The 25,228-nt window shown below is 60.4% G+C and carries 17 protein-coding genes; 4 read left to right on the forward strand and 13 right to left on the reverse strand.

Annotation, left to right across the window (positions count from 1 at the left end):
• Nucleotides 1–55 precede the first annotated feature (55 nt).
• Nucleotides 56–2,821 (reverse strand): serine/threonine-protein kinase, encoded by a 2,766-nt coding sequence (locus BV034_RS22730; protein ID WP_081888038.1) that lies wholly within the window; start codon nucleotides 2,819–2,821, stop codon nucleotides 56–58.
• A 289-nt stretch (nucleotides 2,822–3,110) separates the two neighbouring features.
• Between BV034_RS22730 and BV034_RS22735 the strand changes: the two genes are divergently transcribed.
• Nucleotides 3,111–7,601: a discoidin domain-containing protein gene (locus tag BV034_RS22735; RefSeq protein WP_050029283.1), complete on the forward strand. Its 4,491-nt coding sequence runs from the start codon at nucleotides 3,111–3,113 to the stop codon at nucleotides 7,599–7,601.
• A 107-nt stretch (nucleotides 7,602–7,708) separates the two neighbouring features.
• Here BV034_RS22735 and BV034_RS22740 read toward each other — a convergent pair whose 3' ends face one another.
• The 3 genes from BV034_RS22740 to BV034_RS22750 form a co-directional block, all read right to left on the reverse strand.
• On the reverse strand, nucleotides 7,709–8,014 hold the full coding sequence (locus BV034_RS22740; RefSeq protein ID WP_050029270.1) for a hypothetical protein: 306 nt from the start codon (nucleotides 8,012–8,014) through the stop codon (nucleotides 7,709–7,711).
• A gap of 126 nt (nucleotides 8,015–8,140) precedes the next feature.
• Entirely contained in the window at nucleotides 8,141–9,319 is a 1,179-nt protein-coding gene (locus tag BV034_RS22745; protein ID WP_050029284.1) for a low temperature requirement protein A, read from the reverse strand.
• Nucleotides 9,320–9,528: 209 nt separating this feature from the next.
• Nucleotides 9,529–10,299, reverse strand: coding sequence for an SDR family oxidoreductase (locus tag BV034_RS22750; RefSeq protein WP_050029271.1), 771 nt, complete (start codon nucleotides 10,297–10,299; stop codon nucleotides 9,529–9,531).
• A 303-nt stretch (nucleotides 10,300–10,602) separates the two neighbouring features.
• On the opposite strand from BV034_RS22750, the gene BV034_RS22755 reads away from it, so the two are divergent.
• On the forward strand, nucleotides 10,603–11,391 hold the full coding sequence (locus tag BV034_RS22755) for an AraC family transcriptional regulator (protein WP_265593351.1): 789 nt from the start codon (nucleotides 10,603–10,605) through the stop codon (nucleotides 11,389–11,391).
• Nucleotides 11,392–11,787: 396 nt separating this feature from the next.
• Here BV034_RS22755 and BV034_RS22760 read toward each other — a convergent pair whose 3' ends face one another.
• The 6 genes from BV034_RS22760 to BV034_RS22785 all read right to left on the reverse strand — a co-directional run bounded on the left by BV034_RS22760 (nucleotide 11,788) and on the right by BV034_RS22785 (nucleotide 19,133).
• Entirely contained in the window at nucleotides 11,788–12,717 is a 930-nt protein-coding gene (locus BV034_RS22760) for an alpha/beta hydrolase (protein ID WP_265593352.1), read from the reverse strand.
• A gap of 117 nt (nucleotides 12,718–12,834) precedes the next feature.
• Nucleotides 12,835–13,896 (reverse strand): zinc-binding dehydrogenase, encoded by a 1,062-nt coding sequence (locus BV034_RS22765; protein WP_050029285.1) that lies wholly within the window; start codon nucleotides 13,894–13,896, stop codon nucleotides 12,835–12,837.
• 183 nt (nucleotides 13,897–14,079) lie between these two features.
• A complete protein-coding gene (locus BV034_RS22770) occupies nucleotides 14,080–15,090 on the reverse strand; it encodes a substrate-binding domain-containing protein (protein ID WP_050029274.1) in 1,011 nt (336 codons plus the stop codon).
• Nucleotides 15,091–15,141: 51 nt separating this feature from the next.
• Nucleotides 15,142–16,158 (reverse strand): ABC transporter permease, encoded by a 1,017-nt coding sequence (locus tag BV034_RS22775; protein WP_050029275.1) that lies wholly within the window; start codon nucleotides 16,156–16,158, stop codon nucleotides 15,142–15,144.
• A gap of 41 nt (nucleotides 16,159–16,199) precedes the next feature.
• The gene (locus tag BV034_RS22780) at nucleotides 16,200–17,738 is read right to left on the reverse strand and encodes a sugar ABC transporter ATP-binding protein (RefSeq protein ID WP_050029276.1); all 1,539 of its coding nucleotides are present in this window, start codon (nucleotides 17,736–17,738) and stop codon (nucleotides 16,200–16,202) included.
• A gap of 69 nt (nucleotides 17,739–17,807) precedes the next feature.
• Complete coding sequence (locus tag BV034_RS22785) at nucleotides 17,808–19,133, reverse strand: carbohydrate porin (RefSeq protein WP_050029277.1); 1,326 nt, start codon at nucleotides 19,131–19,133, stop codon at nucleotides 17,808–17,810.
• Between the two features lie 193 nt (nucleotides 19,134–19,326).
• On the opposite strand from BV034_RS22785, the gene BV034_RS22790 reads away from it, so the two are divergent.
• Nucleotides 19,327–20,451 carry a GntR family transcriptional regulator gene (locus BV034_RS22790; RefSeq protein ID WP_050029278.1) on the forward strand — a complete coding sequence of 375 codons (1,125 nt, stop codon included), beginning with the start codon at nucleotides 19,327–19,329 and terminating at the stop codon, nucleotides 20,449–20,451.
• Between the two features lie 12 nt (nucleotides 20,452–20,463).
• On the opposite strand, the gene BV034_RS22795 is transcribed toward BV034_RS22790, so the two are convergent.
• Nucleotides 20,464–20,970: a hypothetical protein gene (locus BV034_RS22795; protein WP_050029279.1), complete on the reverse strand. Its 507-nt coding sequence runs from the start codon at nucleotides 20,968–20,970 to the stop codon at nucleotides 20,464–20,466.
• A 124-nt stretch (nucleotides 20,971–21,094) separates the two neighbouring features.
• Nucleotides 21,095–21,310, reverse strand: a complete 216-nt coding sequence (locus tag BV034_RS22800) for a hypothetical protein (protein ID WP_038166927.1) — start codon at nucleotides 21,308–21,310, stop codon at nucleotides 21,095–21,097.
• 149 nt (nucleotides 21,311–21,459) lie between these two features.
• Between BV034_RS22800 and BV034_RS22805 the strand changes: the two genes are divergently transcribed.
• Nucleotides 21,460–22,350: a hypothetical protein gene (locus BV034_RS22805; protein ID WP_050029280.1), complete on the forward strand. Its 891-nt coding sequence runs from the start codon at nucleotides 21,460–21,462 to the stop codon at nucleotides 22,348–22,350.
• A gap of 3 nt (nucleotides 22,351–22,353) precedes the next feature.
• Here the strand turns inward: BV034_RS22805 and BV034_RS22810 are convergent, their stop codons facing one another.
• Complete coding sequence (locus tag BV034_RS22810) at nucleotides 22,354–24,870, reverse strand: ankyrin repeat domain-containing protein (RefSeq protein ID WP_050029281.1); 2,517 nt, start codon at nucleotides 24,868–24,870, stop codon at nucleotides 22,354–22,356.
• Between the last annotated feature and the right edge of the window lie 358 nt (nucleotides 24,871–25,228).

Consider the following 25,228-nt stretch of genomic DNA (forward strand, 5'->3'; position numbering starts at 1 on the left):
CTTTCAAGCGGTGAAGCTACCGGATTCGACAAAGCCCCTCGGCGGATCCCCGCCATCACTCCCACATGCCGAGCTGGATCAGTTCGCGCTGCAGCTCATCCCAATCCCACAGAATCACTGAGCTGTCCTCCAGCTGTTCCGCGATCCAGTTTTTCCTCGAATCCACCGCGAGCGCCACGTGTTCGTCCCCGGCCAGAGGCGCGGGATGCGCGAGCCGGGCCAGGAGATCGCCATCCGTGGCGGAGTAGAGTTGCGTGCCTCTCCCGTTCTGCACCACCGCGGTGCGACCATCTGGCAGCCACGCCCCCAAGCTGAAGGATTCGCCGACCCCGAGATTGGCGAGAAGCGCCCCTGAAGTCACATCCCATACCGCACTCCGTTGATTGCTCACGGTCAGCAGGCGACCGCCATCGGGTGAAAACGCCAGGGATGCTGCAGGTTCCACCTCGGCCAGCTCCCGTCCCTTCCGAGCCCCCACGCCGGGGCCGGAGAGATCCCAGATCGTGACGCCGGGATTTTGGAAACTACTCGAGGCTGCACGGGTGCCATCATGATTCAAGGTGACAGAGTAGGGCAGTGGATGCGGCAGGGGGCGGGCCCCTTTGACTCCGGGTTTCACCACGACGAAACGTTGCTGCGGCCCTTGTAGCAATGCCAGCCAGCCGTTCTCGGAACCCGCCATGAGCACGGCCCCCACATACGGGGATACCCCGGGTCGATCCGGCAAAGCTTCGCCACTCGCGATCTGAGCATCCGTCAGGCCCCGCAGGCCCGAGTTCCATCCGCAAGTCTGGATGCCAGCCTCGGTGAAGCGGGCACCCATCCATTCTCGTCCGCTCTTGGGGGCCACCTGCCGCTGTCGCCCCGCCACCGGCTCCCATACCTGGATGCCATTTCCCGTGGACCACAACACCTGCTCCCTCCGGGCATCGACCGCGATCGTGGAAAAGTTCTCCCGACGCAGTCCGTCACTCTGACGCCGCAAGATTCGCACACCGGTGGGCAGGATCACCTCCATCTGCCTATGGGTGCCGTTGGCGTCCTGCCAGTCGAGTTCACGCCCATCATTTTTCCATTCAGGCAGCGGGTCCACCACCGCGCCCAGGGACTCCGCGATCACCTCGTCTGCCCGATCCAGGTCCCAGATCCACAACACCCCATCCGCCGCCACGCACGCGACGTGCCTGCCGCCGGGATGCCAGACAAATCCAATGGTGGCGCTGTCCCTGGGCCGCAGACGGTTTTCCATCTCGGTTACTCCCGCCCTCCAGCGATAGGTGCGCATGGCAGTGCAGGCGAGCACGAGCTGATCCCCCGCCGCATTCCAAGCCATTGCCAGGAGCTTGCCATCGAGCTTGAGCAAGGTTTCCTCGCTCCCAGCGGAACTCACGATTTGCACCAGGTCTCCGTCGTCATCAGAGGGCCGGAGTCTGGCCTGGCGCTGGCCGTTCGGCGATATCACCTCTTTGGGGCCCGGTGGGAGGCTGAACCGCCGCGGCAAGACAGCGGGCCCCTCCCGCTGAACAAAGTCTCCTAATGTAAGAGCACGCACCGCCAGTTCCCGCAACCCAGGCTCAGGTTTGCGCTGCCACGCTTCTTTCACGATCTCCAGCGCCTGGGTGCGCTGTCCCGACCGACGGCTCGAGAGCAGTAACTCCACTTGAGCGAGGCGGGAGGTATGCAGCCTCTCCTCAGCCAGTCGTCCTGCCATCTGGCCGCGTTCCCGCTCGTAGCTGAGCACCCGTCGATCTGCCACCACCACCGCTGCCAGAGCCAGGACCAGTGCCAAGGCTGTGGTCAACGAGAGCGCAGTCACCATGGGATTGCGCCGTACCACCCGCCGTAGTTTCTCAGTAGGCGAGAGTCGCCGCACGCTGACCGCCGCCCCAGCAAGCCACGAGCGGAGATCCAGCTCCAGCTCGCGTGCCGTGTTGTAGCGGTCTGCGGGATCCGGCTCCAGACATTTGCGACAGACCTGCCACAGGTCTTCAGCGATCCCGTGTTGGGTCAACGGTTCCACCCGGCCTTCCACCGCCAGCGTCAGTGTGCCTGCCGGGTTGGCTCCTCGATAGGGAGGATGCCCTGCCAGCGCGTGGTAGAAGACCGCCCCCAGAGAATAGATGTCCGCCGCTGCTGAAGGAGCCCGGCCAAGGGCCAGCTCGGGCGCAGCGTACTCTGGTGTTCCCAGGGCGAGCAGGGTCACGCTCATCGTCGACTCCTGCCCCTCCCAACGGGCCAGCCCAAAGTCCCCCACCATGGCCTGGCCGCGCTCATCCAGCAGGATGTTGTGAGGCTTGAGATCCCGGTGTAGAACACCCCGGTCATGCGCGTACTGCACGGCATTGGCTATGTCCGCCAGCATGGTGGCAGCCTCCCGCTGATCGAGCCGGCCCTTCCCACTGGCCATCAGGTCTGCCAGGGTGCCACTCTCCGCCAGCTTCATGGCAAACCACGGCTCGCCGTTCTCCTCCCCCACCTCGTAGATCGGCAGGATCCCGGGGTGGTCCAGGGCAGACAGTGCCTTCGCCTCCTGAAGGAAGCGCCGGTAGAACAACTCGCGATCCCGCCCCTCCAGCCGGGGCGTTTTCAGCGCCACCGTCCTGCCCGTGCTGTCGTGGCAGGCGAGATAGACGTAGCCCATGCCCCCCTGTCCCAGCAGGGTCTCCAGCGAATAGGGGCCGATTTTTCCCAACCGGTCTGACCCAGAAAACTCCCGAATGCACCGGGGGCAGAAGGTCATCTCCTCCCACTGCACCTCCGGCGTGCCACAACGGGCACAGCGCGAAGGCAGGGCAGAATCAGCGACCGGGGGGAAAGGCATTGGCGATCAGAACTGGGCAAAAAAGCAAAAACGTCGAGCACCCTTGGTACTTCTACTTACCATTTCGCTCAACCTTCTCAGGATCAAGCAGCAATCCCGCCAGGAAAGGACTTCGATCCGGGATGCGCGTCCCACTTCCTGTGAGAGCGTCATTCACTCTGGATTGCCCTTTTTCGTGGCCGAAGGTTACAAGTCGGTGTCTGGTTTTGCCCAATTCCCCGCAAAGATGGCAAGCCCAGCAAAATCTGACATTCACTTCCGTACTTTTCTGTCCCATTCTCCGCTTTTTATGCGACGCCTACTGTTCCTGATACCTCTCGCGCTGGCTGCGGTCAGCTCCTACCATATGTTGCCCGCGCAGTCGGGCGATGCCAAACCCAAGCCGCTCAAGGCCCTCCTGATCGCCGGGGGATGCTGCCATGACTACGCCAAGCAACAGGAGATCCTGAGCAAGGGCATCCAGTCGCGCGCGAACGTCCAGGTGGATGTTATCTGGACGGATGACAAGGGCACCACCCCGCCTCTGCCGTTGTATGACAACGCGGACTGGGCCAAGGGCTACGACATCATCATCCACGACGAGTGCGCCGCGGGAGAGAAGGATCCTGCCGTGCTCCAGCGCATCTTGGACGCCCACAAGACCATCCCGTCCGTGCAGCTCCACTGCGCCATGCACAGCTTCCGCACGGGATCGGATGGCTGGTTCAAGCATCTGGGCCTGCAATCCACCGGCCACGGTCCGCAGGAACCCATCGCGATCCGGTACGTTGACTCCGAGCACCCGATCACCAAGCCCCTTCAGGACTGGACGACGATCAAGGAAGAGCTCTACAACAACGTCAACATCTTCGACGCGCACCCCCTGGCGATGGGCAAACAGTCCATCAAGCAGAAGGACGGCAGCGTGAAGGATGTGGAGTACATTGTGGCCTGGACCAATGAAAAGTCCGGAGCCAAAAGCTTCAGCACCACCATCGGTCACAACAACGACACCGTCGCCGACGCCCGTTATCTGGACCTCCTCACCCGCGGCATCCTCTGGGCCTGTGGCAAACTTGAACCCGCCTACCAGATCCCCTTCACCGGTGAGAACAAGGTGACCTTCGTCAAAGCCAACCCGCCGACGCCGAAAGCCGAGGCTCCCGCTCCTGCTGCACCGCCCGCCGCAGCCAAGGATGCCACGCAGGTGAAAGTGACCGCTTCCAGTGAAGAGAGCGGCAAGGCCAACTTTGCCTGGAAAGCCGTGGATGGCAGCAAGGACAGCCGCTGGTGCGCCAATGGTGGTGACCGCCCGCAGTGGTTGCAGCTGGAATTCGACAAGCCGCAGAACCTGAGCGGCACCAAGATCGTCTGGGAGAGCAACGCTCCTATCTACCCCCATAAGCTGGAAACCTCCTCCGATGGCAAGAGCTGGACCGTGGTGGCCGATACGACGAAGGACCCCAAAGGTGGTGACACGGAGCATAGCTTCACGGCCAAAGACGCCAAGTACGTGAAACTGACGGTGGAAGGCAAGCCCTCCACGGGCTGGGTGAGCGTGCGGGAAATCTCCCTCAAGGGCGACGGCATCAAGTCCATCGCGGCCAAGGTCGATGCCAAGGAGAAAGCCCAGGCCAAGAAGGAGAATGAGAAAAACAGCAGTGAGTTTGCCAAGGAAGGCAACATCACACCGAAGATCGTGAAGCTGACTGCTGAGCAGGAAGCGGAAGTACTGAAGGACGTGAAAGTTCCGGATGGGTTCGAGGCAACGGTTTTCGCATCCCCTCCCGCGGTGAACTACCCCGTCTATGTGGCCGCCGCTCCCGATGGCACCCTCTACGTGTCCAGCGATGGCAACGGCTCCCTGGGCCGCAATCCCAAGCGTGGCCGCATCATCCGCCTCAAGGATGTGGATGGCGATGGCCGTGCGGATGAAGTGAAGGAGTTCGTCAAAGACGTGGACTCCCCCCGCGGTCTGGTTTGGGATCACGACCGCCTCTATCTCGTGCACCCGCCGCACCTCTCGGTCTTCATCGACAAGGATGGCGATGGCGTGTCCGATGAACAAAAGGTGCTGGTGAAGAACCTCGCCTTCGGCTTTGCGGACCGTCCCGCAGACCATACCACCAACGGCCTGAGCCTCGGCGTGGACGGTTGGCTTTACATCGCTGGCGGTGACTTCGGCTTCATGCAGGCAGAAGGCACGGACGGCCGCAAGGTGCAGCATCGCGGCGGCGGCGTCGTTCGCGTGCGTCCTGACGGCACCGGCCTGGAAATCTACTCCACCGGTACCCGCAACATCCTGGAAGTGGCCGTGAGCCCAACCATGGACATCTTTGCCCGTGACAACACGAACGACGGCGGCGGCTGGAACGTGCGTTTTCACCACTTCACCGGCCTGGAGAACCACGGCTATCCCCGTCTCTACAAGAACTTCGCGGACGAGGCCATCACGCCTCTGGCCGACTACGGCGGCGGCTCCGGCTGCGGCGCGGTGTACATTGATGAGCCTGGATTCGGCAAATGGAACAACGCCCCCTTCACGGCCGACTGGGGCACCGGTGCCCTCTGGCATCACACGGTGAAGGTCAAAGGCTCCACCTATGAAGAGACAACCGCTCCGCAGCCCTTCATCAAGATGACCCGCCCCACCGATGCGGACGTGGACGCCAACAGCAACGTGTATTGCGCCAGCTGGAAAGGGGCGACCTTCAACTGGGAAGGCCCCAACGTCGGCTACGTCGTGCGCGTGAAGCCCAAGGACTTCAAGGCCTCTCCGCTGCCGAACTACGCCAAGGCTGCCAATGCCGGACTGGTGAAGGAACTGTCCTCCCCCAGCTACCGTCGCCGCATCGAAGCCGAGCGTGAACTGGTACGTCGCAAGGCCACGAAAGAGGTCGCGATTGATCTCGCCGGGACCTTCCGCAACAAGGACCTGTCCCCCGCTGCCCGCATCGCGGCCATCTACACGATGCGCCTGGGTGCCAAGGATCCCTCCGACTTCGTCGTCAGCCTGGCCTCCCCAGAGACCGAGGCCGACTGGCAGGTGGTGGCCAATGCCTACCGCGCCGAGCTGCATGAGAGCGTGATGCCCTTTGGCACCGTGAACGTCGCGGCATCCACCAAGACCACCTCCATCTACGAGGACTCCCGTCTCTCCGTGCAGATGGCCCGCACGCTTCTGTCCCTCTCGGACAAGGCCCCGCGCGGCCCGCTGAACATTGCCCGCTTCCTCAATGCGAAGCAGGACGAGGTGGCCCGTCACGTGGCCATTCGTGCGCTGGGCATGTCCGGCGCGAGCCAGGACCTCTTCGGTATTATTGACGCGAACCCGACGGACAGCTCCGTGGAGAAGGTCATTGACGACACCGCCCGCAAAGGGGCGCTGCGCGCACTGGCGATGATTCACAAGCCGGAAGTGGTGGACGGTCTGATCGCCCGCCTGGACAAGGCCAACGATCCCTCCCTGCGCAAAGGCATCTTCTCCGCCCTGGCCCGCCTGCATTTCACCGAAGGCGAGTGGAAGGGTGATTCCTGGGGCACGCGTCCCGACACCCGTGGACCTTACTACCAACCCGAAGCATGGGGTGAGTCGCCGAAGGTTGCCGCTGCCCTGAAGGAAGCGCTGGCCAAGGCCTCTGCGGAAGACGCTGCCTATCTGGTGAGTGAACTGAACCGCAACCGCATCCAGTTCAACGAAGCTCTGGAGCGCATCCTTACCCTCGCCGCCAAGGACAGCAAACTGCTGCCCGACGCCGTGGGCCAGCTTGCCAATGCCGAGACCATCCCAGCCGCTGGCATCCCGCTGCTCATCAGCGCAGCCTCCTCGAACCCTCCCGCATCCCCCACCGTGCTGTCCCAGGCCATCGTGGCTCTGACCAAAACGGACAGCGCAGACGGCGTGAAAGCAAGCCTCGGTGCGCTCGTGGCCCTGAACGGGATGAAGGATGCAGGCAAGGAACAGGAAACCGCCCGTAACGCGTTCCTGAACTCGCCCAAGCTGGAGAACCACCATCAACTCCTGGAGCTGGAAGCTGAAAAGCTGGGCACCCCGGCCGCGCTCTGGGCCGATGCTGCCCTGCTGAACCTGAGCGCCCGCAAGACCGGCAGCCCCGAATCCCGCGAGCTCTCCGGCAAGGCTCTTGATCAAGGATGGCAGAATCCCCAGCGTCGTGTGCAGGTCCTCAAGGCAGTGGCCATGCTCAAGCATAACCCCTATGCCGACAAGGTGATCGCCGCTCTGGACGACTCGGACAAAGCCGTGGCCGCCGCCGCGACCAATGCTGCCAAGGCCATGAAGCTGGAGAAGAAGACCAAGGAAACCGGCCCGCTCATCAGCACCCTCCAGCCCGCAGACGTCATCGCCCAAGTCCTCAAGACCAAAGGCGATGCCGAACTGGGTGAGCAACTCTTCACCCGTCAGACATGCGTCGCCTGCCACACCACCCGTGAGGACGAGGCGCAGAAGGGCCCTTATCTTGGCAACATCGCCCAGACCTATAAGCGCGAAGAGCTGGCCATGGCCATCCTGGATCCCAACAAGACCATCGCCCAAGGCTTCGCCACGGAGCTCTTTGCGCTCAAGGACGGCACCCAGCAGCTCGGATTCGTCACCCTCGAGTCAGCCGACCAGGTGAAGATCCGCACCATCACGGCCCAGGAATTCACCTACAAGGTGAAGGACATCGCCAAGCGTGAAAAGCTGCCCATGTCCATGATGCCTCCCGGCCTCGTCATGAACCTGACGGTGAAGGAATTCGCCAGCCTGCTGGACTACCTGCAAGCGCTGTCGAAGAAGTAGCCCGAGAGCGTGGTAGATAGCTAAATCTGTGAAAACGGCCGGTCGCAAGACCGGCCGTTTTTTGTTTGGCGGCAGCAAGTCACTGACGCCTCAAGCCCTGACCTTCATCAATCGTGTCGGCCTTGCCGATGACGCACCGCTCGAAAGATCATTAAGAAAATCCCACTGCCGAACAGCCCTACCAGAAGCCCCAGAAACGCACCGATGATGATCGAACCCGGCCAGGATTTCGTCCAGCACGCACCAATGCCCGCCCCCAACAGCAAGCACACCAGAATGGCCAATCCCTGGAACAAGTTGTCCTTCAAACGGACATTGGGCCCTCCCACAATGTCCGTGATGGCGTTGTAAGTCTCACGACCGTTGGGTTGGCGATGCGATGGCGGAAGCTCCGGGGGTGTGGGAGTGCTCATGGTTGGATGGAATCATCGCAAAGCGAGATGCCCATGACAAGCACCGGCTTTAACGCATCCGTCCACCTAGCGACTGCGACACCGTCCAATTCCCCCTCCGACATCGCCAGCTCAATTCCTAATTTTTCACTGCGCCCTCAACACCCGCTTCACACACAACCCTTCCCATACGGCAACAACCACTAACAACACAGTCGCCACGGCGCCGGCGGTGGCCAGATGCCACTTCATGAACAAGGGAATCAGCGCCAGCTGCACCAGCACCGCCACCACGTGGGACCGCGGCACCCTGCCATACACCACACTCTTGTAGAGCGCATTGCCTCCCAGATAGAAGACGTTGGCCAACCCCAACACCACCGCCGCAGACAAGCTGGTGTGCCCATGAGGATGCGCCACCACCAGTTCACTCGCCACGGCATTGAGGATGATGCCCGCCACCATGGTGACGTGCGTGTAGTGGTAGTACGCCGCGATGCGCCCCGGATCGCTGGATTGCACAATGGCCTCGGAACCATCCTTGCTGCTGGTGTCAAAGTACACCCACCACATGGCCAGACTGCCGATGAAGGCCGCCAGGAAGGCAATCACCAAGGACGAATCGAAGTGATTCGCCGTACTCAGCGTCGCCCCGGTGATGAGAAGACATTCGCCCAAGGCCACAATCACGAAAAGCTGGCACCGTTCTGCAATGTGACCGCCTTCCACCGTCCATTCCGAGGTACGAGACCGGCCCAGCTTGGGCAGCCAGAAGCCGAACATGGGAGAGAAGTACTCACAGCAGACGGCCACCGCCCAAAATGCCAGCCGAGTTCCTCCGCTGGCAAAGGCCCCACCCAGCCAAAACACGGCCGAGATCACCAGCCAGCCGAGCATGCGCTGGAAGTTGGGCGTCAGGGCATGCCCCTTCTTCAGATGCGCCAGACAGAAGAGGGTGCGCCCCACCTGAATGAGGACGTAGCTGATGGCAAAGGCCATGCCACCGCTCTTAAAAGCATGCGGGATGGCGGCCGCCATGACCAGACCCGCCAGCATGATGCCAAAGAGCATCAGCCTCACGGGTTTGGTTTCAGGGTCAAACCAGTTGGTGATCCAGCAGGAGTACTGCCAGGCCAACCACACCCCGAACATCAGCACCAACGTCTCCAGCGCTCCAAACAGCGACAGGTCGTGAAGCAGATGATGTGAGAGCTGGGTGACCGCAAAAACGTAGATGAGGTCGAAGAAGAGTTCGACGAACGAGACCCGAGCCTCATGCCCATCACGCACCCGCAAGAGGCTACCGGGAACTCGAAACTTCCCCAAGGCGGCCCCATGGGAATGCCCATGACCATGGCCGGAAGGAGAGGAGGCAACAGAAGCAGACGAAGGCAAAAACTCGGAATCGCTCATAGACGACAAGATGAACCAGAGAGCCACGCTCGCCCTCCACAGGCAACGATGGAAGGGAAAACCATGCCAGAGTCAATCTCCGAATGGTTCCCCCCTACCATCATCAGCTTCTATCCAACAGGCTACCTCGTCGTGTAGCCCCCGTTGGAAAAGATCGTCTGACCTGTGATCCACCAGCCGTCCGACACCAAGTGGAGCACCGTAGGCACGATGTCGCCAGGATCCGTGAGACCAGTCTTGGTGAATGGGCTCAACGCCGCGGCGGTCTGATTGTAGTGGGCGGACTCTGCCGATTCCTGACCGTAAAAGAACGGCGTTTCCATGGGACCCGGCCCCAGCGCATTGACCGAAATGCCCCGAGCCCCGAACTCCTTGGAGGCCGCCCGCGTGAAGTGTTCCACCGGAGACTTGCTGCCCGGATAAATGGAGTAGAAGCCCGTATAGCCCGCCAGGAGAGAACTCACGATGGTGACGATTTTACCATGGTCATTGAGCTTTCTGCCCGCCTCCTGAATAAAGAAGAAGGCCGCCTTGGCGTTCACGTTGAAACTCCTGTCGAAGTCCTCCTCGGTGACGTCCGCAATCGGTTTCTTGATTACGAGACCGGCCGTGTTGATGGCGATGTCCACGCCGCCAAAGGCTTTGGTGGCCTCCTCGAAGAGCGCCGTGTTGTTGGCCACCACGGAGAGGTCGCCTTGCACGGCGATCGCTTCTGATCCCAGGGCCTTCACGGCCGCGACGGTATCCTCCGCATCTTTCTGGGTTGATGAGCTGTTGTAGTGGACCACCACCTTGGCGCCTCGCTCAGCCAGTGCACGGCTAAGGAGGCCACCAAGGTTTTTGGCGCCACCAGCGACAATGGCCACTTTACCATGGATGCTGTGGTTATTCATAGGTCTTGGGGGGATGAAATTGGAAAAACTAGAACGGCCGGGTGATAGCAACCGGCGCGGGTCCGCACACGCTTCCAGTCATGGATCGACTTCACTCCAGCGCCGATCTTTACGCTTTCAAATTCCCCGCAAAATTTTGCCTTGCCTCCCCCGGTTGATGCGGTGCAACTTACAGTCACCATGCAGCCTCAACCGCACCGGCACTGTCGCGCAGACAATCCCGTGCATGCATCAAGCGATGCCGTAGGAACACTGAGGCAATGGTCCAGACCAGGGTTGGAAGTGAGGTTTTGCCGGGATGTGGTGACCACCCCACAAGTCTGGGAGCTGAAAGCCCCACGCCACCATGTCATTGTGCATCTGGGAGGCTGGATTGAGTCTCTGGAAACTGAGTTGGAGGGGCGCGGTGGTTCATCGGGACCGCCCTTGCCCGGTGAAGTTTGGACCATTCCAGCAGAAAGACGCTATGCCAGCTACCTCACCGGCGAGACAGCAGAGTATGCGATCCTGTCACTCTCCCCGACCAACCTGAATGACCGTGCTACCGAAAGAGAGCGTGCCACCGACCTGACCGCCGTGGAGGGCACCGCAGATCCCTTGCTGCACCGCAAGCTTTTGGAACTGGCCCACTGGCACAACGCCGTCCCAACCAGCGACCTTGAGACTGCCGCCATCACCGGCCTGCTGGATCAAATGCACGAAGGGATCCGTCAAACTTATTACCTAGATCCCCCTCCGCAGAGCCAAGCCCACCACCGGGCGGCGCTGAACGCCCCACAGGCACGCCGCCTGCGACGCTATTTGTATGAAAATCTCTCTGCGCCGCTAACGCTGGCAGAACTGGCCCAGGAAGCCCGGCTTGGGGAACACCAGCTCCACCGCGCGTTTCTGTCCACCTTCGGCACCAGCCCGTGGCAGTATTTGATCCGGCAACGCCTGCGTCAAGCGCAGCACCTGCTCGTTGCTACGGAGAAGGATATCACCACGATCGCAAACGAAACGGGATTCTCCAGCCACAGCCATCTGACAACAACGTTTGGCAGACATGTCGGTTGTACCCCGCGTGAGTATCGTGAGGCGACGCTGAGGTGACGTGCACCGCCACCGGCACTCCAAGACGCTGCCGAGATGGATGAACATGCCAGATAAAACACCTTTGCCACCAGCTCGCACAAGTGTCGCGAAACGTCTTGGAGTGCCGGCGGCTCGACGCCGCTTTCGCCTGCCGGGGCTATCCCCCCCTACCCTGATCGCCGCCAGCAGCATTCGTCATTAAAGGAGCGCAGATTCCTCGGGCCCAGGACCGCCAAACACCAAAGGCGTATCACCCGCTTCGCACACCATCGGCGGTTGTGATTAAGGCACAAACCGCCGCTCCTTGGTTCCCAGCCTCTCTACAGGCAACCTCAATCAGCTTGTGCAATTGCATGGAACCCTCCGGGTTCATGAAACACCCCAGCACTACCACACACCACCTCCACACCTGCTCTACATCTTCAGATTTCGCCGCAAGAACGACACCATCTTCAACAAATGCTTCTCCTGGTCCTTGCCGAAACTGTCGTGCGAACCATCCGGGATCTTCACATACTCCACTTCAGCCCCCGCCTCGCGGAGTTTTGCAACCATCACATCCGCTTGCTCCACGGGCACCAGGGGATCCTGCTCGCCATGACAGAGAAACAGCGGGGCCACCTCCTTGCTCACATAACTCACCGGACTTGCCGCCCGATAGGCATCCGCCAATTGGGAAGGAGTGCCACCTAGAAAACCTTCCAACATCCCACGCACCGCCTGCCCTTCCTGGGCTCGTTGCCGGGGACTGTTGGCATAAGCCAGGGTCAGGTCATAAGGGCCAGCCAAGCCTACGGCGGCCACCACCTTGGACGAGAACCCGGCATTGCCACCCGCGCCTTCCAGTTGCGACTGATCTGAGGTGACAGCCAGCATCACGGCCAGATGAGCACCCGCCGAGGCCCCCAGGGCCGCGATCCGCTCCGGATCGACTCCAAACTCATCTGCGTGAGCCCGCAGCCATCTCACGGCGCATTTCACATCTTCCACCTGAGCAGGAAATTTGCTCTTCGGAACCAACCGGTATTGCACCGTCACACAAACCACCCCTGCCTGAGCCAGATGAAACTGCAGCCCATGAAAGTCGCGGCGATCGCCAGCAGTCCATCCTCCCCCGTGAATCATCACAATGGCAGGGAGCTTGGCGGCTGGGGCGTTCTTGGGCCGGGCTAAATCCAGTTTCAGATCCTGATCGCCCCCTTTGCCATACACCATGCCCTCCTGAAAATGAATGGTATCAGGGGGCGACACCCGCTGTTTGGACGCATAAAGCAGCCCCGCCAGCAGTAGCACTGGTGCAAGCACCAAGGCAATGAGCAGGACAATGGCGGTGCGGGTCTTCAAGAGTCGGGGAGCAGGCACAATCCCCATCTGACATCCAGAAGGTGATTTTGTCAGGAGAATCTACAGTGGAAGGCGGGAATGGACATTCATCGCCCATCCCCGCCCCACAGCTTGACATCAAGGCTCCAGCGTCACCTTCACTGACGTCAGCCCGCTCAGCACCATGTCGATCCCCTTCTGATAGTCATCCAGGGACATCCGGTGCGTGACGATCTCTTCCATGGGCAGAAGCCCCTGTTCAATCATGCGGATGGCCACGGGATAGCAGTGCGGCCCCAGGTGGGAACCATGCACATTCAGCTCTTTGGTGTCGCCGATGATCGTCCAGTCCACCGTCACTTTCTCGCGCATCACGCTGAACTCCACGAACGTGCCCCGCTTGCGAATCATGTTTAGCCCCTGTTCTACCGCAGCCGGGTGCCCGGTGGCCTCGATGTACACATCGCAACCATAGCCTCCCGTCATGTCCTTCACCATTTGAACCACGTCCTGGGTTCGGGGATTGATCCCCACATCTGCCCCAGTGCGACGGGCCAGTTCCAGACGCTCTTCACTGAGGTCCATGGCGATGATCTGGGCCGGGCCCTTCATCTTGGCCGCTGCCACCATGCCGAGCCCAAGCGGTCCGCACCCGGCAATGACCACCACATCCTGGTATTTGATCTCGCCCCGCTCCACCGCGTGAATGGAGCAGGCCAGGGGTTCGATGAAAACGGCGTGGTGCAGCGGGAGCGTCTTCGGCACCTTGTAGTTCAGCGCTCCCACGGGAAACTTCATATACTCCGCCCAGGAGCCCGGAGTGCGCTGGCGGAAGCCATAGATGTCATGCACGGCGCACATCCAGTACTCCCCTCGCTCGCAATACCGGCATTTCCAACAGGGCACGATTTGCTCGCTGATGGCGTGATCACCGATCTCCAGACCATACTTGGCAGCAGATCCTTCGCCCAAGGCAACGACCTCGCCGACGAATTCGTGACCGGGCGTGATGGGGGCCTGGCAGTAACCTTCCTTTTGACCATCCCCCCAAAACATTGGGGCTCCGGTGTAGCACTTGATGTCACTGGCACAGATGCCGGTGCTTTTCACTTTGATGACCACCTCGCCGGGACCAGCGACGGGGGTGGGCACGGTCTCCATGCGATAGTCACCTGGAGCATGAGCCACAACGGCCTTCATGGTAGCGGGCAGGACGGGGCTCACAGCCTTTTGAGATGACGAATCTTCGCCTTCTTTTTTGGATTCGTTGGCGAACAAGGTCGTCGAGGGCAGGGTTGCGATCATGTCAGAATTGGGGGGCAATGATTTGGCTCAGCCCAGGCTGCCTTGCAGCAGCCTGTGGCGAGGATAGGAAGTTGAAACTTACTTGTTGGTGACCATCTTCATCACCTCGTCGGCATTGGCCTCGGTGATGACGGTCCAGGGCACGTCGTAGTTTTTCTGGATGCCGTCTTTCCAGGGGAGCTTGTCTCCGTAGTGCTTCCAGATGTCGGACTGGGGCTGATAGCTCTCGCCTCGCACGGCGCGGAGGGCGATGTCCATGGCCCCCTGGGCTTGAGCCTTGGCATCTTGCAGAATGCTCACCATCTCGCCACCCTTGGCCGCTCGGATGGCGTCTTTCACACCATCCACACCCACGATGGCAAAGTCCTTCACATTGAGACCTGCGGCCTTGATGGCCTGAATGGCCCCGATGGCCATTTCATCGTTCTCGCCGATAACGCCCTGGATCTTGCCAGGATGGGCGGTGAGCCAGTTTTCCATGAGGGCCAGGGCCTCAGCGCGGGACCAGTTGGCCGTCTTGCGCTCGATGATCTTGATGTCTGGGTGCTTGTCCAGCACGCTCATGATGCCCTTGAGACGCTCCACCTGACCAGACTGGCCGATGGGGCCCTCCAGGATGACGACATTCCCCTTTCCACCCAGCTTATCCACGATGTACTGGGCCTCGATGGCACCGCCCTCGTTGTCATTGCTGCCGACATAGGAAGTCAGCACCTTGGAGTTCGCCCGGGCGTTGGCCCCGATCACCGGGATGCCGGCACTGATGGCCTTCGTCACCGTGCGACCGCCCGCCTCAATATCCAGCGGGACAAAGATGATGGCGTCGAACTGCTGCACAATGATCGAGTCGAACTGGTCGTTCTGCACATTGGGATCATACCGGCCGTCAAAGACCGTGAGTTTCACACCGCCATTCTTCACCTCAGGGTGTTCCTTGAGCCAGTCGGTCCACACTTTCATAAACTCTGACCGGAGGCCATAGACAGCTGCGGCAACTTTGACCGGTTTTTCAGCGTGGGCACTAGAGGGGCCAGTAAAGGTGCAAGAGCCGAGGAGCAGAGCGAGGAGCGTTCTTTTCGTTAGTTTCATTGGGATGTTCGTTGCTTTGGTTTGAGGAAATGTTGTTGGATGAATCAAGAATCAGTCGCGGGAGCGGCGGGCAGGATCCAGCAGCACGGCGCAGACGATGATGCAGCCCTTCACCACCTGCTGGTAGAAGGAGGACACCCCCAGCAGGTCGAGCCCGTTGTTGATGACGCCGATGATGAGCGCGCCGAACAAGGTGCCGCGGATGGTGCCCACACCTCCATTGAGGCTGGTGCCCCCGATCACGACGGCGGCAATGGCGTCCAACTCATAAGACTGCCCCGCCTGGGGCAAGCCCGCCGTGGTCCGCGCCGTGAGGATCAAGCCCCCCAGACCCGCCAGCATGCCCGCGAGACCGTACACGGCCACCAGCACCTTCTTGGTACCGATGCCTGCCGTGCGGGCGCTGCGTTCATTGCCACCGACGGCATAGATGTAGCGGCCGAAGACGGTCTTGTTCAACACCACCCAGAATATGATGAAGGTAGCCGCAAGAAAGATCACCGGTACAGGGATCTGCCAAATGCGTCCCTGCCCCAGCCAGAGGAAGCTCTGGCTTAGGTCGGGGATGGGCATGCCCTCGCTGTAGATGTAGGTCAACCCACGAGCGACACTCAGCATGCCGAGCGTCGCGACAAAGGGAGGCACACTGAGGCGGGAGATGACCAGACCATTCACCAGTCCACAGGCCAGGCCGACACCAAGCCCGGCAGCGATGGCCACGTAGGCAGGCTGCGGCGTCTCCCCGGTGGCCAGACTCGCTGCTACAATGCCGGAAAGCGCCAGCACAGAACCCACAGAGAGATCAATCCCACGAGCCAGGATGACCAACGTCATGCCAATGGCGAGAATGCCGTTGATTGACGTCTGCCGCAGAACATTGATGATGTTCTTGGGCGTGAGGAAATACTCGCTGGAAAGCGAGAGCCCCACACAGAGCAGGAAGAAGGCGACGATGATGCCGTACTGGTGCACGTACGTCATGGTGGCCTGTCGGCGCGAGAGGGACTGACCAGATTCACTTCCCGCAGAGGGAGCAGTGAGGGCGGCGTTGGAAGTATTCGTGATCATAGGAAATAAAGTGAGGTTGGCAGATTGGAAAAAGCTCGGGGTCAGGCGGCGAGATGGACGAGCTCCTCGCGGGTAAGAGAGCCTTCCCGGCTCTCCCGACAGGGAAAGCCGCGGCGAAAGACCAGCACGCGATCACTCATGCCCAGCACCTCATCCACCTCAGAAGACACCATGATGATGGCACCGCCTGCGGACGTGAATTCGGTCATGAAGCGGTAGATCTCCTGCTTGGCCCCCTCATCAATACCGCGCGTGGGTTCATCCAGCAGCAGCAGGCGTGGGCGCGTCTGAAGCCACCTGCCCAGCACGACTTTCTGCTGGTTGCCGCCGCTCATGTACTGGACCGGCATCTGCACGCTGGCGGTACGGATTTTGAACTTGTCCACCATCTCTTGCACGCCCTGCCCCTCCTGGCGAGTTCGCACAAATCCGGCAGTGGACCAGCGGTCCAGCGAGGACATGGCAATGTTCTCCGTGACGGAAAGCGGCAGCACCAGGCCAGAGGCCTTGCGGTCCTCCGTGACCAGTGCCATGCCCTGCCTCATCGCATCTTTCGGGGATCTCACCCGGACCCTTTCACCGTTCACGCGCAGCTCCCCTTTCACCCCTGTCTCCAGGCCGAAGAGTGCTTGCAGGAACTCACTGCGCCCGGACCCCAGCAGGCCGTAGATGCCGACCACCTCACCAGGATGAAGCGTGAGATTCACCTCTCCGAACTTGGGACCACAGGCATAACCTCGCGTTTCCAGCAGCGGGCGCTCCTTTCGGTTCACCTTCACCGAAGCCACCGTGCGGAACTGCGAGGCCGCATCCCGACCAATGATCTGACGAATGAGATGGCGGCGGTCGATCTCCCGAATCGCTCCCGATACCACAAATGCTCCATCGCGGAAGACCGTGTAATCATCCGCCAGCTCGAAGATTTCTGTCATGCGATGCGTCACATAGATGATGCCCGCACCGATGGAGCGGAGCTGCCGCACCGCCTTGAAGAGCAACTCCGTCTCATGCTGGCCAATCGCCGAGGTGGGTTCATCCATGATAAGGATGCGCGAGTCATGCGTGAGCGCCTTGGCTATTTCCACCAACTGCATCTCTGCCAGGCTGAGGGAGCTCATGAGGCTGGTGGGTTGGATCCTGAATCCCAGCCGGTCCAGCAGCTCCGCTGCCATGGCATTGAGCCGGCGGTGGTTGACGAAGCAGCCCAGCGCCCGCGGCTCACGCCCGAGATAGAGGTTCTCCGCCACCGTCATGCCCTTCACGGGGCTCAGTTCCTGCGTAATGATGGAGATGCCCGCCTCGAGTGCCTGCCGGGGATTCTTGAAATGCACCTCCCTGCCATCCACACGGATGTCTCCGTCATCGCGCTGCAGAATGCCCATGAGGATGCTGAGAAAGGTGGACTTTCCCGCTCCGTTACCCCCGCACAGCGCATGCACACTGCCTGGCCGGAGCCTGAGCACACCATGGCGCAGGGCGGGGACGCCGTTGAACGCCTTCGTAACGCCCTCCGCGTCCAGCAGCAGCGACGCGACACGATCCGGGTCAAGCCCCGGTGCAGGTTTTGGTTCCTGTTTCATAGGCAATATCACTGATGAAATCATGGCATGAGGGTTCGATGTTCTAACATGACCAGCCTTCCAGGCGGCTCAGAAGGTGATGCCGATGCGAAGCCCCACCACGAGGGCGTCATCCACCTGCCCCGTGCCCGCAGGATTGATGATCCACTGGAGTTCAGGCATCACGTAGGCGAACTTGGTGAGCTGGATGCGGTGACCCGCTTCCACGACAAATTCATAGTCAGGGCTGCCACGTCCCGCCTTCTGCTCTTCACGAGCGTAGTCCTTGCTGAAGCTGCCGTAGGAAAGCCCGAGGATGGTGGAGTCCGCTTCACGCCCGGGGAGCAGGCCCTTGTACACCAGGCCACCATTGATCTGGAAGGGGATGATGTTAACCCGCTCATCCGGTTGATAGACCACCGCGGTCCACAAGGTCAGCCCCTGATCGCTCCCCGGGGATTCCTGGTACACCATCTGATCGGCGTGCACATAGAAACCGTATTTGCCGTCCTGCAGCTCATCGCTGTCAAACGCGCGGGTTTCCCAGGTGGAGTAATACATGCCCAGCCAGTAGTGACCAGGCAGACCCTTCATTTCCGTGGCCGGCTGTACGGCCTTGGCAGACTTGCCATCGGGCGTGGTCCCTACAGCCACCGGCTTGCGAAAGAACTCCGGTGTCCAGCCCACCTGACCGATGAACATCACCCCATCATTGCCACGCATGCTCCAGTCGAGGCCGTGTTTGCCCTCATCATAGACCGTGTCTGTGTTCTGGTACACGCCGAGGGACACATTGGTTTCGGCAGACGTCTCGTATTTGAATCGTGCCGCCCATGAAGAACCTGGATACGAGGTAAACGCCCCGCTGGATACCAGGGACTTCGGGTTGCCATCGATGGCATTGCCCATGTAGAGGCCGTAAATGGGCGAGGTGGCAAAGTCGTCGTTGGTCGCGAACCGGCCGAACTTGAGCGAGGCGCGGTCATCCAGAAACTTCTGCTCAAAATAGACACCATACAGCATGGTGGTCTGCACGCCGTAGTTCTGCTGCACCTGATAGAAGTTGCCCACATAATCGTTGGTCAGGCTGCGACCATCACGCTGCACTCCTTGAACCGTGAACGTGGCCCCGCCCCACCCGACGAGCTTTTCCAGATCAAACCGCAGGCCGAAGTCGAAGTTGTCCGAGTAGGCCACACCCCGCTCGCGTCCCCCCACCGGGTTCCCGCCGATGTTGGCTTCATAGCTGCCGAAGAAAGTGACTCCTGCTGCTTCAAGGGAATCACGGATGCCGAGGAAGTTCCCGAGCGCGTGCTCTCCCTGCCAGTAGCCGCCCTCAGAGGCGGATGAGGATGCGACGGCGGTTCCGGAAACAACTGCGGCGATGAGACATTTCTTAATGGGGCTCAAGTGCATGAGGAAGTCGTGGTAGGAAGTTTGGATATTCTATTGATGGGTTTCAGCGCACCGGTGGGCCCGTGTCCGGCGGCTGAAGAGATATTAAGAAAATCCACCCCATTTCTGTGAACACCTTGTCATGTCATCTTTTAGAAACTTGACCTGACCGATTCAGAACCTGATAGTAACAGGATTCACCCAGGTGACGCGCATGAAACATCAGGAGATCTCCCGCCAACTCGCGACCGAAATCGCCGCTGGCAAGCACGCGGGAAACGATCGCCTGCCCAGTGAGGCTCAACTGGTTAAGCGGTTCAATGTCTCACGCCCCACGGTGGGCAGGGCGCTACGAGACCTGCAGGAACAGGGTCTCATCTACCGGCGGGCTGGCTCCGGGACCTATGTGAGGGAATCTGTCACCTCTGCTGGATCAGCCGGTGCCCGCACTTCCTTCCGCCAACTCGGATTCATCCTCACCAGCCACGGAAAACCCGAAATATTCGAGAGTATTTTCGGGGAATTATCGGGATTGGCGCGCGTGCATGACTACGGCATGTGGTGGGGAGGCACCAGCCGGCCCAAGACGGAGATGGACACCCGGGTGGAGGAAGTGGAGGCACTCTGCGAACAGTTCATTGAGAAAGGCGTGGCCGGGGTCTTCTTCGTCCCCTTCGAGCACCGCCCGTACAATCAGGCTGCGAATCATCGCATCATCGAGCGTCTCCGCGGGGCAGGCATCCCAGTCGTGTTGGTGGATCGGGACATCGGCGCGTTTCCCGAGCGCAGCCCAATGGACCTGGTGGGGCTCGACAATTTCGCAGGCGGCTACATTCTGGCGGAGCACCTCATCAAGCTGGGGGCCAAGCACCTCGGCTACGTGGTCATGCCCTTTTCCGCCCCACCGGCGGATGCCCGGATAGCCGGGGCCCGCGCAGCGATGATGGCCCACAATCTGGAGGTACCTCGAGACTTCGTGCAGACCGGGGACCCCGGGGATGTGAAGTTCGTCCGGCAGATCGTGGCCGGGAGTCGCGTGGATGCGCTCATGTGCACCACGGACTTCGTCGCCGCTCGCCTGCTGCAGTCCCTTTCCCACCTGAAGATCAGCGTTCCCCAGGACCTGCGAGTGGTGGGGTTTGATGATGTGCAGGTGGCCTCCCTGCTCTCCGTCCCTCTCACCACCATGCACCAGCCCTGCCGGGACATCGCCCACATGGCCTTCAACACACTGCTGGAACGCATGACCTCCCCCACTCTGCCGCCGCGAATGGTCCTACTCTCACCCCACCTGGTGGTGAGAGAATCCTGCGGGGCATACACGAACCGGAGCCGCTGAGAGGCGATTGTTCTACTTTTTCCCACCCAGGAAGCACATCACGGCTCCGACCGCGGCCGCGCAGAAAGATGCCCAGAATCCAGGAAGGAAGTTCACCACCAACAGCGGTATCTGCTGCTCCTGGATCTCCTTGTTCATGTCACTCTGGGAGACCAAAAGAAGCGCGCACGCGGCCATGCCCGCAAAACCGCCCAAACTGGGCCAGAGGAACCCCACCAACCCACCCACCACAGCCACAATCAGGGCTGCCGCCACGAGCGGACGCCCCTGGGTGCGCTCTTTCTGGCTGATGGTGAGGTCAAAGCCATCGCGGGAACGGGATTTCCCCAGGTCCCCGGGCTCCCGCTCACCCTTGAGCCAGTCGCTGATCGGCAGGTCTGCCGTCATGTTCTTGCCAAACGCCACCTCATACCCCGTGGCGGTCATCATCTTCTGCCCCTTGCAGGAGAATTCCACAAACGGCAGTAAAAAGAGCCCTAACAACGTCAGCAAGGCAAGGGGGCCAAGAGGAGCACGCATAAATAGAAGGACGGTTGATTCACCGCTATGACAATATATCACCCGCTCCCGGGCCGTGGGGGCGAATTTTCAGCCCCCACTCAGACGAAAATCTAGAATGGAACGAAGAGGAGCCCAGCCCAGCTTAGTGCTTGGCTTCGCCTTCCTTCTTCTCGCCATGGGAGTCGGCCTTGCCGTGGTCGTCGCCATGACCTTTGGCATCGCCATGGGCACCATGCGCACCTTCTTCCCCGCCATGAGCCTTGAAAAGCTTGCTGGTCTCGGACCACTTGTGCTGTTCACAGGAGGTCGTGAAAAGGGCGGCGAGAGCGAGAGTGGCGGCAACGAACGTGGTCTTCATGCTTGGCAGGTCAATCTGTCGGACTGTCCCGCCCACACTAGCGGTCAAACCCGTCCGCGCAAGGCGGAAACGGTGAAACGGGGGTGCGACAAAATGACCGATGGCGAGAAGACTTGCCTCCCGGCCAATGGTCTGGGTATTTTAGCGCGATGGCACTCCCCAAAATGCTCCTTCAACTGGTGTGGCTTGGGCTGGCCGTGGGAATAGCGCAAGGGCATCAGGACCCACGAGGCGAATCCCACCCCAACATTGAGGTGATCGATGGGAAATTCGCCATCACCTTTACTGCCAAGGAGGAAACTCCTGTCGGGCAACTTCGCTCCCAAAAGAATACCTGTTTCCGGATCATCTATTCGCCAGACGGAAAGGTCGTGGTCCCAAGGCATCGTGTTGAACCGGAACCCGAATTCTCTCGAGTGGAATGCCGTAGCAACATCGCGGGGCTCGTCGTTCAGACAAAACCTTCGGACGAGGGGCAACGCTTCGTCCTTACCCGAATTCGGATTGAAGGCATCCCTCTCCAGGAAACTCCACTGCCAGTTGCTCCGGAGAAGCATGCCGAGATCAGCACCTGCACTTTCTCCGAGAAATGGCTGGGGTTCACCTGGACCGACTACAATGGAAATCCTGGGGGGCAAGAAACACCCATTTCACTCTACCTGACCCACGTGGCCCGCGACGGTACTCATCAAGGCAGTCGAATCCGCCTCGGCGAACCTGCGCGCATCTATTGGTTTCCCTGCGCCTCGCCACCTGTCTGGACCGGTGGACGCTGGTGGGTAGCCTGGGTAAAGGCTGCTAACACCCCCGCCGAACTGCAAAATCCCACGACGGCGTGGCAGACGGTCCTGAGCAGCTACGATCCCAATTCAGGAAAGCTAACCGAGGAGAGACTTCCGGGACAGAGTCATTGGAACGCCCATCTGGATCTCAAAACGACCAAGGGATGGCTCTGTGCTGCATGGCACGCATCTCAAGATGGCGACTACCCAGGCGTTGGGAGAATCATCACCGCATTCAAAGCCGTCCCCTCCCCCTGATGGTCAGTTTTTTGGGGCGTTCTGAAGGGGCGTTTTGACGGGCAGGGACTTTTCTCCCAGCTCTTGGCTTCGAAGCAGTGCCACCACATCATCGTGACCGAATTCGACCGCCAGATCGAGGGCTGAGCTGCCCTTGCCATCTTTTGTCTGTAGGGATGCTCCTTTTGCGATCAGCAACTTGATCATCGCCATGTTGCCAGACGCAACTGCACTACAGAGCGGAGGCCACCCTTGGTCGTCCACGCCCTCGATCCGGGCACCACGATCCAAGAGCCATTTCACTGTTTCCAGCCTGCCTTCAGCCACCGCCAGGCTCAATGCGGTCCGAAGCTTCGGAGGATTCTTCCCCTCTTCTTGCGGTGTTGGTTCCCAACCGGGATCAGAGGCTTTCGGCAGGGCATGGTTGATATCGAGGCTCGCCTCTTTGATAAAGGTGGCCATCACAGCAGTGTTCCCAAGCGACGCGGATTGATGCATGGCCACCACCAAGGCAGCATCCGCTGGAGCAGGCAAAGGCAGCCCCCAATGACGAATCAGCATCCGGGCCAACTCCGGGTTCTTGACGTAACCAAGGCCTTCAATCACATCCAACAGCGGAACCTTGCGCCATTGCTCCTCCGGTTTTTCCGACTTCGCGTCCAAGCCTGCAGCCAGCAATTGACGGAGGAGTTCCACGTCCTCGTTGAAGAGCGCGAGCCTGAGCCCTCCTAGGGATCGCTCAGGAGTCCAGCCTCTTAGCATCACTTTAGTCAAGATACCCGATTGGTAGGAGTCCAAGGCAGCTCTGCCAGCCGCAGGGAGCATGTCCACCGCCAGCACGGGCGGCGCTTTGTCCAGCAGCCAGGTCACCATCTCACTGCGTCCCCCGCGGACGGCGAGCTCCAAAGGAGTTTCCCCGACTGACGTCTTTTCATTCAAGAATGCCCCACCGCGTAGGAGGACTTCCGCCGTCTCGATGTGCCCCAAAGCGGCGGCCAGATGCAGTGGCCTCAAGCCACCTTGCTCATCCGTTAACAGATTCTTGTCCACGGTGAGCAGACGCCGCACGGTTGCAGCATCGTTGATCACAAGAGACTTGAAGAACAACTGATGCGTCGCCTTTGGCACCTGCCCAGTCGTTATCCCACGCTCAATCGGGTTCAAGGAACTCCCATCGTCACGACCACCAGACTCCCCCTTGACGCTCTGCCGCATCTCTCGTTCCCATGCCGCAGCATCCCGTCCAGAAGCATCCTTGATATGCGAGTTGGCCCCCGCTTTCAGGAGAAGTTGCCTGGCCGAGGAACTGCCGCACATGGCGGACCAAATCAGCGCAGTGCGCCCACTTGAGTCCATCGCGTTCACCTTCGCTCCTGCATTGAGCAATCGCTCCGTCAGTCGAGGCTGGCCAAGCAACACTGAGCAGGTCAGCAGCGATCGCCCTTCCACCCGAAGTTCATTGAACTCCCCCGACCGAGGCAGCAATCGTTGGACAATCTGCTCCACGGCATCTTCTGAGACAGGAGTCGATTGTGCTCTGGCAAACAAGGCACACAGGGTCTCCCCTGCGTTTTGGAACTCCACCTTCGCATCCAGCAAAGTCACGATATTACCCCACGCACCTTCCGCCCACGCATAGTCGAGAACTGTGCTGCCTTTGAGGTCTTTGATCTGGGGATCGCCTCCCGCCCTCAACAAAATGGGCAACAGAGGCTCATCGTAGGAGCCACTTCCGACCGCGGCCATCAAAGGCGTTCTTCCCTCCTTGTCCGCCAGATTGACATTCGCCTTGTGCTCTAGGAGCCAGACGGATAGTTCGACATCACCCTTCCCGGATGCCAGATGCAGCGGCGTGCGGCCGTCATCACGTTGCGCATTGATGTCTAGGCCGAGTTTGAGGAGACGTGCAGCCATGGGAACCCTGGTGGCTTCATGAAACAATGTCCCCCCATGGGACGCAACGCGCGCATTCGGATCCAGCCCCCCTTCCTTGATCAAATACTCGAACACTTCCATCTCCGTTTCCGAAACGGAAACGGCCAGAGCGCCCATGGTCGGTTTTGCCCCTGCAGCCAGGAGTTGTTTCACCAAGTTCACTGACTGACTGGCCGCGCCCTCCAAGGCCATGCCGCCTGCAGCGCTCACATCGGCACCATTCGCCAACAAGATTTCCACCATGCGCTCTGCCGACTCTGGACTGGCTCCCCGCCGGGTGGCCTGATACAAGGGCGTCTTGCCATCGGGATCCGCTTCATTTACTCGCGCCCCGGCGAGTATCAGCAAGCGCACCACATCGGAGTACCCCCGCGCCAGTGCCGCGAAGAACGGCTTGCCTCCATACTCCTCGGAGTAGCCATTCACGTTGATGCCCTGCTTGACCAGTGCTTGCACCTTGGCCAGATCACCGCCGTCACAGGCGGCATACAAGTCCCTCATCTGGACCTGCTCATGCTCCACGTCAATCGCCGCAGCCGCCGGACCGCTTTGCGCCCAGGCGGGACCAAGCAGCAGTAACGCACAGAGCAAACAGGACCATCGCATGCCCCGTTTTAGTGGAAAGCTCCACCACCCGACAAGCCCTATTGCACCTGACAGAGCAGTCCCGTTGCCGCCTGAGCGAGAAAGAGGGCTCCGAGGCTCGGTGAAACGGAGGCAGACAAAATAACAAATGGCGAGAAGACTTGCCCTGCCACCCCATGGACCGCTATTTTGGCGCGATGGCACTGCCAAGGACTCTCCTAGCGCTGGGATGGTGTGTATTGATCCACGGGCAAGTTTGTGCTCACTCTGATCCTGCGGGGGACACCGCCCCGATGATTGATGTCGCAGATGAAAAATTCATCGTGACCTTCCGCACACGGCAGCCAAATCAAGGGGCTCGGGATGAGCCTGTCTAGAA

Origin of the sequence: Verrucomicrobium sp. BvORR034, assembly GCF_000739635.1 — a bacterium.
GTDB lineage: Bacteria > Verrucomicrobiota > Verrucomicrobiia > Verrucomicrobiales > Verrucomicrobiaceae > Verrucomicrobium.

Bases quoted from the DNA above. Each gene is read 5' to 3' on its own strand.
- BV034_RS22730 (WP_081888038.1), bottom strand. From the start codon at position 2,821: ATGCCTTTCCCCCCGGTCGCTGATTCTGCCCTGCCTTCGCGCTGTGCC.
- BV034_RS22735 (WP_050029283.1), top strand. From the start codon at position 3,111: ATGCGACGCCTACTGTTCCTGATACCTCTCGCGCTGGCTGCGGTCAGC.
- BV034_RS22740 (WP_050029270.1), bottom strand. From the start codon at position 8,014: ATGAGCACTCCCACACCCCCGGAGCTTCCGCCATCGCATCGCCAACCC.
- BV034_RS22750 (WP_050029271.1), bottom strand. From the start codon at position 10,299: ATGAATAACCACAGCATCCATGGTAAAGTGGCCATTGTCGCTGGTGGC.
- BV034_RS22765 (WP_050029285.1), bottom strand. From the start codon at position 13,896: ATGAAGGCCGTTGTGGCTCATGCTCCAGGTGACTATCGCATGGAGACC.
- BV034_RS22770 (WP_050029274.1), bottom strand. From the start codon at position 15,090: ATGAAACTAACGAAAAGAACGCTCCTCGCTCTGCTCCTCGGCTCTTGC.
- BV034_RS22775 (WP_050029275.1), bottom strand. From the start codon at position 16,158: ATGATCACGAATACTTCCAACGCCGCCCTCACTGCTCCCTCTGCGGGA.
- BV034_RS22780 (WP_050029276.1), bottom strand. From the start codon at position 17,738: ATGAAACAGGAACCAAAACCTGCACCGGGGCTTGACCCGGATCGTGTC.
- BV034_RS22785 (WP_050029277.1), bottom strand. From the start codon at position 19,133: ATGCACTTGAGCCCCATTAAGAAATGTCTCATCGCCGCAGTTGTTTCC.
- BV034_RS22790 (WP_050029278.1), top strand. From the start codon at position 19,327: ATGAAACATCAGGAGATCTCCCGCCAACTCGCGACCGAAATCGCCGCT.
- BV034_RS22795 (WP_050029279.1), bottom strand. From the start codon at position 20,970: ATGCGTGCTCCTCTTGGCCCCCTTGCCTTGCTGACGTTGTTAGGGCTC.
- BV034_RS22800 (WP_038166927.1), bottom strand. From the start codon at position 21,310: ATGAAGACCACGTTCGTTGCCGCCACTCTCGCTCTCGCCGCCCTTTTC.
- BV034_RS22805 (WP_050029280.1), top strand. From the start codon at position 21,460: ATGGCACTCCCCAAAATGCTCCTTCAACTGGTGTGGCTTGGGCTGGCC.
- BV034_RS22810 (WP_050029281.1), bottom strand. From the start codon at position 24,870: ATGCGATGGTCCTGTTTGCTCTGTGCGTTACTGCTGCTTGGTCCCGCC.